This window comes from Pseudoalteromonas sp. SK18, assembly GCF_001974855.1.
Taxonomy (GTDB): Bacteria; Pseudomonadota; Gammaproteobacteria; order Enterobacterales; family Alteromonadaceae; genus Pseudoalteromonas.
Window position 1 is genome coordinate 20445 of the sequence record NZ_MTQB01000032.1, and the last position, 10311, is coordinate 30755.

Below are 10311 nucleotides of genomic sequence, written 5' to 3' on the forward strand. Positions count from 1 at the left end.
AACTTAAGGCTTTTTTGTGTTTATTTATTTTTTAGATTGAACGCTGATCAGCGCCCGTAAGGATCAGCGACGATTTTATCTACGTACCATTTGCCTTTTATTTTTAGCATTTCGATAGTGCGAAAATCGTCAATTTTTTTACCGTTAAAATAACCAGTAAATACAATGTTTATTCTTGCCTTATTGCCGTATTGTTCGCGCAGACTTGAATTTGACATATCAATTTCAATTACCACTTCATCGTACTGTAAATTAATAAGACTGCGGGCAAACTGTTTTGCTGTACCGTACGATTTCATTATGCGGGATAATGTAGGGGTCGCGAAATTGCTGGCTTTTTGCAAGTTATGCTGATTATAAAGCGCATCAAAATACACCGTGGCGGTATCGCCTGGGCGATCATTATCTATGTACTGGTCTTTAGGTTTAGTATTTTCATTACAGCCAACGATCAAAATACTAAAGATGAGCACAAAAGTGGTTAAAATTGTTTTCATATTTGGTCAGGTTGATTACTCATACATAAAGTGTGTGATGGAATGCTGCGGATGTAAAGAGGATAGTACTAAATAGGTGTTAACTTATAGGGAAAGTAATAAAAAAGGATGTTTAAAAACATCCTTTTTTAATAATGTAGTCTGATTATTGAACAAGCTCTTGCTCGGAAAACTCTTCATCAAACATTGGGCTTGATAAATAACGCTCTGTTGCACTTGGTAAAATAACCACAATATTTTTATCTGCGTTTTCAGGACGTTCAGCAATACGTTTTGCTGCAACCACGGCTGCACCCGATGAAATACCGACTAAAATCCCTTCTTTTTTCATTAGCTCGTGACACATTGCGATACATTCTTCATTAGACACTTGCTCTACACCATCAATTATTGATAGGTCTAAGTTCCCTGGAATAAAGCCTGCACCAATCCCCTGTATTTTATGTGGCCCTGGTTTTACCTCTTCACCGGCAAGTGTTTGGCTAATTACTGGCGAGTGGCTTGGCTCTACAGCTATTGATTTTACATTAAGGCCTTTCTCTTTTTTAAGATAACGACTAACACCTGTAATAGTGCCGCCAGTACCAACACCTGCAACAAAGAAATCGATTTTGCCATCAAGTGCATTAAAAATTTCTGGGCCCGTTGTTTCAAAGTGAATTTTAGGGTTTGCTGGGTTCTCGAACTGTTGTAGCAAAATAAACTTATCTGGATCTGCTGCTTGAATTTCTTTGGCTTTAGCAATAGCGCCGTTCATGCCTTTAGCGCCATCTGTGAGCACTAGGTTAGCACCGAGTGCCTTTAATAGTTTACGACGTTCTAAGCTCATGGTGTTTGGCATAGTCAGCGTTAGTTTGTAGCCGCGAGAGGCCGCAACAAATGCTAAAGCAATACCAGTGTTACCTGATGTCGGCTCTATTAGCTCTTTTTCTTTGGTAAGTTGACCTGATTTTTCAGCTTCCCAAATCATTGATGCACCAATACGGCATTTAATACTAAAGCTAGGGTTACGTGATTCAACTTTAGCGTATACATTCCCACCTGTAACACGGTTAAGTTTTACCAACGGTGTGTTACCGATGCTTAGTGAGTTATCTTCAAAAATAGTAGACATAATGTTCCTTTAGGTACAATCTGATCAACACGTTAACAGCTATCCTGTTAACTTTATAAGCCTACTTTACTGTGAGATAAAAAAAGTTAAAGTAAGCTTTGGCTATAACATATATTAATTACGCTTATAACGGATTGAACTAAAAATCCAACCTGTTAATTTTTTAGTTATTAAAAAGGCGAACATATGCCATTTGTTCACCTTTAACTTTATACGTTATTTCTTGTTTATGTAGTCGTTATTTAAACAAATCAACGGTACTCACTTATATTTTGTTGGTTAATTGTGCAAATGAACTGTGGTTGAACAGTTTTATGACACAAACTATTCAAAACATGATAAAAACACACTATCTAAATTCAATAAAGTAATCACCATGAAGTTAATCTTAAAATTAATTGCCGGTATTGTGGCCGGTATTTTAGTCGGGCTCTATATTCCCTTAACTGGCGTTGAGCTTTTATATACAGTAAAAGAGCTTATTGGCCAGCTTATTAGTTTTACAATTCCACTGATTATTTTGTTTTTTATTGCCTCAGGTATTGCTGGGCTACCTAAAGGATCAGGCCATCTATTGGGGAAAACGGTCGGTTTTGCGTATGGCTCAACAATTATAGCCGGTACTTTAGCGTTTTTATTAGTGACAGCGGTTATTCCGTTCTTAAGCGGTGGTATTTCATTTGAAGCCGAAGCAGTCACTGAGGTAGGTAGCTTTATTGACTTAGAAATTCCACCGTTAATGGGTGTTATGACAGCTTTAGTCACAGCTTTTGTCTTTGGTATTGGTATGAGTCAGCTTGGATTAGACACATTAAAAACTGTGTCGGATCAGGGGCGCGACATTATTGATGGTTTACTATCAAAAGTAATTATTCCGGCATTGCCGTTTTACATTGCGGGTGTATTTGCTGAAATGACTGTCGCAGGTACCGTTGTCGACACATTACAAGCATTTGGTGTAGTGTTAATTGCTGCGTTAGTTATGCATTGGCTATGGTTGAGTGTGCTTTATATTGTATCGGGCCTGTTACTTAAACGTAATCCTATTGAGCTAATTAAAAATATGTTACCTGCGTACTTTACTGCACTAGGAACCATGTCGAGCGCGGCAACCATTCCAGTTTCTTTGCAATCAAGTAAAGCCAATAACGTAAAAGAAGATGTAGCTAACTTTACCGTGCCATTATGCGCCACTATTCATTTATCTGGATCAACAATTACCATTGTAACCTGTGCCATGGCTGTGATGTATTTATCGCCTAGCATGGAAATACCTTCACTAATGGCTATGCTGCCATTCATTATGATGTTAGGTGTAGTGATGATTGCAGCGCCAGGTGCACCAGGTGGTGCGGTAATGTCGGCATTAGGTTTACTAACGAGCATGCTAGGTTTCAACGAAGGTGCAGTGGCACTAATGATTGCACTTTACTTAGCGCAAGATAGCTTCGGTACTGCGTGTAATGTAACGGGTGATGGTATTATTGCTTTATGGGTTGACCGTTTTAGTGAAAAAGCGTCAGCTTAAATCACTATCGCGTATTTACCTGCTTTTGGTAAATACGCTTTAATTATATTGGTCATGATGACCGGCGGCGAAAGCATAATATTAGTTATGGTTTCGTCGTATGTATGCTAATGTTGAAAATTAATTTTGTTAACTTGCATCTTATTAGGCTAGTGAGGGTGTTCCATTGATTAACGTACTTTTAGTTGATGACCATGAACTTGTTCGCACAGGGATCAGACGTATTCTTGATGATATACGTGGTTTTAAAGTGATAGGTGAAGCTAAAACAGGCGAAGAGGCTGTGCAGTTTTGCCGTCAGCATGCGCCAAATATAGTGTTAATGGATATGAACATGCCTGGTATGGGCGGGCTTGAGGCAACTAAAAAGATTTGCCGTTACTGTCCTGATGTAAAAATTATTGTCCTTACTGTTAATTGCGAAGACCCATTTCCAAGTAAGGTAATGCAAATTGGTGCTCATGGTTTTTTAACCAAAGGTGCTGGGTCTGATGAAATGGTTCGCGCTATACGTTGTGTGCACGCAGGACAACGTTATATTGCTCCAGAAATAGCACAACAGATTGCACTGGCTCAAGTAACTGGTAGAACTGATGAAAATCCATTTCAAAGCCTATCTGAGCGTGAACTACAAATTATGTTGATGATCACCAAAGGTGAAAAAGCACAAGATATTGCTGAGCGCTTAAATTTAAGTTCTAAAACAGTAAACAGTTATCGCTATCGCATGTTTGAAAAGCTTAACGTAGGAGGCGATGTAGAGCTTACTCATTTAGCCATACGTTACAAAATGATTGATATAGATATCTCTTACTAGTCCGTATATATGTCTGAATTTGATCATGTCCAGTTTTTAAAAACATTATCGAGTGAGCCTGGCGTTTATCGCATGCTCGATAATGACAACCAAGTTATCTATGTCGGTAAAGCTAAAAGTTTAAAAAAGCGGGTAAGTAGTTACTTTCGCAGCAATATTACCGACAGCAAAACCCGTGTTTTAGTAAGTAACATTTGTAATATTGAAGTCACGCTTACTAATACAGAGACAGAAGCTTTACTGCTCGAAAACAACCTCATTAAAAAATATCAGCCACGTTATAATATTTTGTTACGTGATGATAAGTCGTACCCTTACATACTGCTCACTAATCATAAGCATCCGCGCTTAGCCTTTCATCGTGGAAGTAGAAAAGTAAAAGGCGAATACTTTGGTCCGTTTCCAAGCGCTGGAGCTGTTTCAGAAAGTTTGCGGTTAATGCAAAAGATCTTTCCTGTGCGTCAATGCGAAGATGCTTACTACCGTGCGCGAAGTCGTCCTTGCTTACAGTATCAATTAAAACGCTGCTCTGCGCCGTGTGTAAATAAAGTTTCTGAAGATGAATACGCACAGCAAGTTAATTATGTCCGTAAGTTTTTAACTGGTAAATCTCATGAAGTAATAGCCGATCTAATCGCTAAAATGGAAAGAGCCAGTGAGCAGCTTAATTTTGAACTCGCAGCTAAAGTACGTGACCAAATTATGTTACTGCGTAAAATGCAGGAGCAGCAATCTATCTCTGGCAATTTTGCGGAAATGGATGTGGTCGGCTTTGCCCATTTAAACGGTTTAAATGGGATTCATTTATTGATGATCCGCGATCATAAAGTGCTGGGTAGTAAAACTTATTTTCCAAAGGTACCTAAAGACTCACAGGAGCAAGAAATATTAACCTCTTTCTTGGGTCAGTATTATTTAGCGCCAGGTGCTACAGGGCGTATTGCCAAAGAAATTATTTTACCGTTTGAAATAGAAGAAAGTGATGCACTAGGTGAAGCCTTGACCCAAATTAGTGAACGTAAGGTATCGCTTAAAGTGGTAACCCGTGGTGAGCGAGCACAGTACTTACAGTTAGCGAATAAAAATGCATTAAATAGCATTACGGTTAAGCAAAGCACTCAAGACTCTATAAACAAGCGTTATGCGCAATTAAAGGCCACTTTACGCCTTGATGATATCAATCGCATGGAATGTTTTGATATCAGTCACACCATGGGTGAAAACACAGTGGCCAGCTGTGTTGTATTTGACTCTCAAGGGCCAAATAATAAAGAATATCGTCGTTATAACGTGACGGGCATCACTGGCGGTGATGATTACGCCGCTATGGAATTTGCACTAAACAAACGTTATAACAAGCTGGTTGATGAAGATAAAATTCCCGATGTTATTTTTATCGATGGTGGTAAAGGGCAATTAGGTAGAGCGGAGCAATATTTCGAAAACTGGCCGCATACCAAAATGCCGTTATTAGTTGGGGTTGCAAAAGGCACTAGCCGTAAGCCAGGCCTTGAAACCTTGCTTATAGATGGTGGGCGTAAGACAATCCCTATGGATTCTGATGCACCAGCACTGCATTTGATTCAGCATATACGCGATGAATCGCATCGTTTTGCAATTGCAGGCCACCGTAACAAGCGCCAAAAACAGCGTACTCAGTCGTTATTAGAAGAAATAGATGGCGTTGGTTCAAAGCGTCGACAAACATTATTAAAATATTTAGGGGGCATGCAAGGCGTAAAAGCTGCTAATATAGAACAGCTAAAGAAAGTTCCTGGGATCAGTCCTGACATGGCTGAGAAGATATTTAACCATTTGCATGACAAGGGCTAGCCCTATGTGCGAATATAGAAAAAAAGACATATCCAAGTAGTTATGTGGAATATTCCAAACACACTCACAACGTTTAGACTCTTTCTTATCCCCATTTTTTTGGTGATATTTTATATGCCTTATTCATGGGCATTCTTTGTTGCTGCCTTTATTTTTTGGCTGGCTTCGATCACAGATATACTTGATGGCTATTTAGCCCGTAAACTTGAGCAATCAACGCCTTTTGGTGCATTTTTAGACCCTGTTGCTGATAAAGTAATGGTGTGTGCTGCCTTGGTTGCATTATCTGAGCATTACCAATCTTTGTATATGACCATACCCGCGCTTATTATTATTAGCCGTGAAATTGTTATATCGGCGCTACGCGAATGGATGGCTGAACAGGGGAAACGCGGTAACGTAGCTGTATCCGATATGGGTAAGTTAAAAACCGCAGCTCAAATGTTAGCCATTATCGGTTTAATTTGGCAGTACGATAGCTGGATGATGTATTTAAGTTATGGCTTGCTTTATATAGCCACATTTTTAACGCTTAGTTCTATGGTGCAATATTTAGTTGCAGCATGGGGAGAATTGACCAAAAATTGATTGTAAACGTCTAATAACGCACCATTTTAGATAAAAAATAATCAAACAGTTCAAAAGTAGCATTTTTTGTGTTGACGCGTTTAATAATCTCTGTAGAATGCGTCCGTGTTGAGAGGGCATAGCCCCCTAGATAAACATAAAGCGGCACTAGCTCAGTTGGTAGAGCGCGACCTTGCCAAGGTCGAGGTCACGAGTTCGAGCCTCGTGTGCCGCTCCAGTTTATCTTAAAGCTAACCTAGTATTGAGGCGGAATGGCAGAGTGGCCATGCACCGGATTGCAAATCCGTTTACCCCGGTTCGACTCCGGGTTCCGCCTCCAATCAACACTCCACACGCTTTAATTAGCAAACTCGATGCCCGAGTGGTGGAATTGGTAGACACAAGGGATTTAAAATCCCTCGACTAACAAGTCGTGCCGGTTCAAGTCCGGCCTCGGGCACCACTTTGTGGTTTGGTTACATACACCAATATGTAACTTATAAAAATTATTTAGAATTAATATGATGCGGCACTAGCTCAGTTGGTAGAGCGCGACCTTGCCAAGGTCGAGGTCACGAGTTCGAGCCTCGTGTGCCGCTCCATATTAGTTTTATCCACTTGCTTTAAGTAGCAAACTCGATGCCCGAGTGGTGGAATTGGTAGACACAAGGGATTTAAAATCCCTCGACTAACAAGTCGTGCCGGTTCAAGTCCGGCCTCGGGCACCACTTTTAATTATTGACCAAGTTAATTAAAAGTACGATAAATAACTATTATATGCGGCACTAACTCAGTTGCCAGAACGTTTTACCGCGACATGGTCGCGCACCAACGTACAAATTACTGATAAAGTTTTATGCGGCACTAGCTCAGTTGCCAGAACGTTTTACCGCGACATGGTCGCGCAGCAACGTACAAATTACTGATAAAGTTTTATGCGGCACTAGCTCAGTTGGTAGAGCGCGACCTTGCCAAGGTCGAGGTCACGAGTTCGAGCCTCGTGTGCCGCTCCAAATTATTTGATATGTTTAGGCGGAATGGCAGAGTGGCCATGCACCGGATTGCAAATCCGTTTACCCCGGTTCGACTCCGGGTTCCGCCTCCAAATAATTACTCCACACGCTTTAATTAGCAAACTCGATGCCCGAGTGGTGGAATTGGTAGACACAAGGGATTTAAAATCCCTCGACTAACAAGTCGTGCCGGTTCAAGTCCGGCCTCGGGCACCACTTTATGCTTTCCTTGTTTATTCTAGTTTAACAATTATTTTATTAAACCATTAATTATAAAATCGCATTATCAAACTAGTATCTTATTCCTTACACTAAATTACTACGTTTGTTTGAGATCTTTAAGTCTCACATTTTTCAAAAGCTTATCCCATCAATATATTCCCACTGATCATTTTTATAGCTCAAACCTGACGCTAGCTACGGAAAAAAACCTCTCATTTAGAACAAAATACTAAATTTAAGTTTTGCTATCGATAAGATTTTCATGCCTCATAATAGAGTACTAATATTAAGCTATTTATGTAAAAGCAGTGGTACAAGGCTCTTAAATGGAGGTGTGGCTGTGCTTCGTTTGATACATAAGCGAAAGTCGGCATACGCTTATTTCTATTAACACCATTACAATGCCACAAAATGTATTAAGAGCGTTGATGTAAACTGTTTAACTAATCGCTTATAAGGGATATGAGAAACTTGATGATGTTAATGTGTTTAATTGGGTCTCACTAGGTGGGTACTGCTATTAGTAATATAATACCAATCCGCAATAATACATAATCATTTTAAGGGGCTAAACGTGTCACTAGCTGCGTTAAAAAATTCTCATTTAGAACAACTAAATAGTAAATTTTTTGCCTAGCTATCAACACGTTTTTCCAGCCTCAAAATAGACCACTTAATTAAGCGAATTGATATACAGGCGAGACTTACATCAATCCGCAATAATACTTAATTATTTTGAGACGCCAAACCAGACGCTAGTTGAGTTAAAAACTCCTCATATAGAACAACTAAACATCGAAATTTTTGCTTTGCCATTAACAGGTTTATCTAGCTCAATATAGGTTACTTAATTAAGTGAATTGGTACTAGACAATAAAAAACCCGAAATGGCCATGGCCGTTTCGGGTTTTTAACTTAAATCTCTTTAAAGTTATTTGTGCCAAATACCTTTCGGAATAGTTTTATTAAGCTTGTTGTTTTTACTTGGATCAAACGTCGGTAACTTTCCAGCACGTCGTTGAGCGTTGTAATCTTTGGCAAGCCATACCACAACTCCTGAGAGCATAAATAGCGCGATTACGTTTACAATCGCCATTAGGCCCATAGACACATCAGCTAGAGTCCACACTAATGGTAATTCACCAAGGGCACCAAACATCACCATACCTAACACTAATAATCTGAAGATCAGCATGCCAGATGCGTGGTTATGCTCTAAAAACAATAAGTTCGTTTCTGCATAAGAGTAGTTAGCTACAATTGATGTAAAAGCAAAAAACAAAATAGCGACTGCAACAAATATTGCGCCCCAGCTACCAACATGCTCCTCAAGCGCTGCTTGTGTAAGTGCTATACCCGTTACATCAGAGCCTGGTACTAACTGTTCTGATAATAAAATAAGAGCAGCGGTAGCTGTACAAATTATAATGGTATCTACAAAGACACCTAGCATTTGTACATAACCTTGTGATGCAGGGTGAGGTGGGTTAGGAGTTGCAGTTGCTGCAGCGTTAGCTGCGCTACCCATACCCGCTTCGTTTGAGAATAACCCGCGCTTGATCCCTTGGATCATTGCTTGCATTACACCATAACCAATTGCACCAGCGCCAGCTTGTTCAAGACCAAAGGCACTTCTAATTACATGCATAAACACATCAGGCAACTCAGTGTAATTTACAGCACATATATACAGTGCAACAATTAAGTAGGCAGCGGCCATAAATGGCACTGCTAATTCAGCAAATCGTGAAATTGTTTTTAGGCCACCAAATATTATGATGCCTGAACCAATTACAAGTGCAATACCTACTATATAGTTAGGAATACCAAAGGCGACTTCAAAAGCTGCAGCGATAGAGTTTGACTGTACCGCATTAAAAACTAAACCAAAGGCTAAAATTAAACAAAGTGAGAACACGATGCCCATCCAGCGCTTGCCAAGTCCGTACTCCATATAATAAGCAGGGCCTCCACGGAAGTTGCCTTCTTCATCACGTATTTTGTAAGCTTGAGCCAATGTGCTTTCTGCAAAACTAGTGGCCATACCGATCAAAGCAATTAACCACATCCAAAAAATAGCACCAGCACCACCTAAATAAAGTGCGACTGCAACACCTGCCATATTACCGGTACCAACACGGGCGGCTAAAGAAGTACAGAAAGCTTGAAAAGAGGAAATACCGCCATCTGACCCTTGGCGACTTTGAAACATGACTTTAATCATGTGTGGGAATTGTACAAATTGGATGAAACCAAGACGTATGGTAAAAAATAGCCCAGCGGCTATTAATAAGTACACTAAAATATGACCCCATAAGAGACCACTTATACTATTTATTATATCTGTCATGTGTGTTGCCTAGTGAACGAGTTGTAAATATGCGGCGTAACTTACCACAAGCAAGGTAAATAGTTTAGTAAACAGCGCAAAAAAATGAGTTATCCACAGGGTTTTGTGGGTATCTTGTGTGTCTGGGTGGGGTATCTTTGGGGTAAGAATTAAATGCAAAAAAGCGTTTAAAAACGCTTGCGTTAAAATCGATTCGCCCTATAATGCGACCCCACTGAGACGGCAGAGCGCAACGCATAGCGAGGCACAAGCTACTCAGTGAGTTGAGTAAAACTTAGTTCTGAAAACTTTCAAGTTTAACAAAATTAAGTGTTGACAAAAAAATAGGAAAGCGTAATATGCGCAGCCCTAGCGAGATAAAGTTTAACGC

General features: G+C 39.9%; 7 protein-coding genes and 8 tRNA genes. 12 read left to right on the top strand and 3 right to left on the bottom strand.

Translation table 11 applies throughout. From position 1 onward, the window contains the following. Window positions 1-47: 47 nt before the first annotated feature. Together BW139_RS16895 and cysK are read right to left on the bottom strand one after the other, a co-directional pair. Window positions 48-497, bottom strand: a complete 450-nt coding sequence (locus BW139_RS16895; protein WP_076920446.1) for a hypothetical protein — start codon at window positions 495-497, stop codon at window positions 48-50. Between the two features lie 145 nt (window positions 498-642). Continuing rightward, window positions 643-1611, bottom strand: a complete 969-nt coding sequence (gene cysK / locus BW139_RS16900) for a cysteine synthase A (RefSeq protein ID WP_076920447.1) — start codon at window positions 1609-1611, stop codon at window positions 643-645. Window positions 1612-1987: 376 nt separating this feature from the next. Here cysK and BW139_RS16905 point away from each other — a divergent pair, with 376 nt between their 5' ends. The 12 genes from BW139_RS16905 to BW139_RS16960 all read left to right on the top strand — a co-directional run bounded on the left by BW139_RS16905 (window position 1988) and on the right by BW139_RS16960 (window position 7585). Continuing rightward, window positions 1988-3139: a dicarboxylate/amino acid:cation symporter gene (locus BW139_RS16905; RefSeq protein WP_008113092.1), complete on the top strand. Its 1152-nt coding sequence runs from the start codon at window positions 1988-1990 to the stop codon at window positions 3137-3139. 166 nt (window positions 3140-3305) lie between these two features. Further along, entirely contained in the window at window positions 3306-3956 is a 651-nt protein-coding gene (uvrY, locus tag BW139_RS16910) for a UvrY/SirA/GacA family response regulator transcription factor (protein ID WP_016899482.1), read from the top strand. Window positions 3957-3965: 9 nt separating this feature from the next. Further along, window positions 3966-5789, top strand: a complete 1824-nt coding sequence (uvrC, locus tag BW139_RS16915; protein ID WP_076920448.1) for an excinuclease ABC subunit UvrC — start codon at window positions 3966-3968, stop codon at window positions 5787-5789. 42 nt (window positions 5790-5831) lie between these two features. After that, window positions 5832-6377, top strand: a complete 546-nt coding sequence (gene pgsA / locus BW139_RS16920) for a CDP-diacylglycerol--glycerol-3-phosphate 3-phosphatidyltransferase (protein ID WP_036933597.1) — start codon at window positions 5832-5834, stop codon at window positions 6375-6377. Between the two features lie 141 nt (window positions 6378-6518). Continuing rightward, a tRNA-Gly gene (locus tag BW139_RS16925) sits at window positions 6519-6594 on the top strand. Window positions 6595-6622: 28 nt separating this feature from the next. Beyond that, window positions 6623-6696, top strand: a tRNA-Cys gene (locus BW139_RS16930). 36 nt (window positions 6697-6732) lie between these two features. After that, window positions 6733-6819, top strand: a tRNA-Leu gene (locus BW139_RS16935). A gap of 63 nt (window positions 6820-6882) precedes the next feature. Beyond that, window positions 6883-6958 (top strand) — tRNA-Gly (locus BW139_RS16940). 39 nt (window positions 6959-6997) lie between these two features. Further along, window positions 6998-7084: transfer RNA gene (locus tag BW139_RS16945), tRNA-Leu, on the top strand. Window positions 7085-7293: 209 nt separating this feature from the next. After that, a tRNA-Gly gene (locus tag BW139_RS16950) sits at window positions 7294-7369 on the top strand. An 18-nt stretch (window positions 7370-7387) separates the two neighbouring features. Beyond that, window positions 7388-7461, top strand: a tRNA-Cys gene (locus tag BW139_RS16955). Between the two features lie 37 nt (window positions 7462-7498). Then, a tRNA-Leu gene (locus BW139_RS16960) sits at window positions 7499-7585 on the top strand. Window positions 7586-8522: 937 nt separating this feature from the next. On the opposite strand, the gene BW139_RS16965 is transcribed toward BW139_RS16960, so the two are convergent. Next, window positions 8523-9941 carry a sodium:alanine symporter family protein gene (locus BW139_RS16965; protein WP_010391487.1) on the bottom strand — a complete coding sequence of 473 codons (1419 nt, stop codon included), beginning with the start codon at window positions 9939-9941 and terminating at the stop codon, window positions 8523-8525. Window positions 9942-10311 lie beyond the last annotated feature (370 nt).

What these genes read in the sequence shown, in the direction of transcription:
- BW139_RS16895 (WP_076920446.1), bottom strand. Translation starts at nt 497, where the DNA reads ATGAAAACAATTTTAACCACTTTTGTGCTCATCTTTAGTATTTTGATC.
- cysK (WP_076920447.1), bottom strand. Translation starts at nt 1,611, where the DNA reads ATGTCTACTATTTTTGAAGATAACTCACTAAGCATCGGTAACACACCG.
- BW139_RS16905 (WP_008113092.1), top strand. Translation starts at nt 1,988, where the DNA reads ATGAAGTTAATCTTAAAATTAATTGCCGGTATTGTGGCCGGTATTTTA.
- uvrC (WP_076920448.1), top strand. Translation starts at nt 3,966, where the DNA reads ATGTCTGAATTTGATCATGTCCAGTTTTTAAAAACATTATCGAGTGAG.
- pgsA (WP_036933597.1), top strand. Translation starts at nt 5,832, where the DNA reads ATGTGGAATATTCCAAACACACTCACAACGTTTAGACTCTTTCTTATC.
- BW139_RS16965 (WP_010391487.1), bottom strand. Translation starts at nt 9,941, where the DNA reads ATGACAGATATAATAAATAGTATAAGTGGTCTCTTATGGGGTCATATT.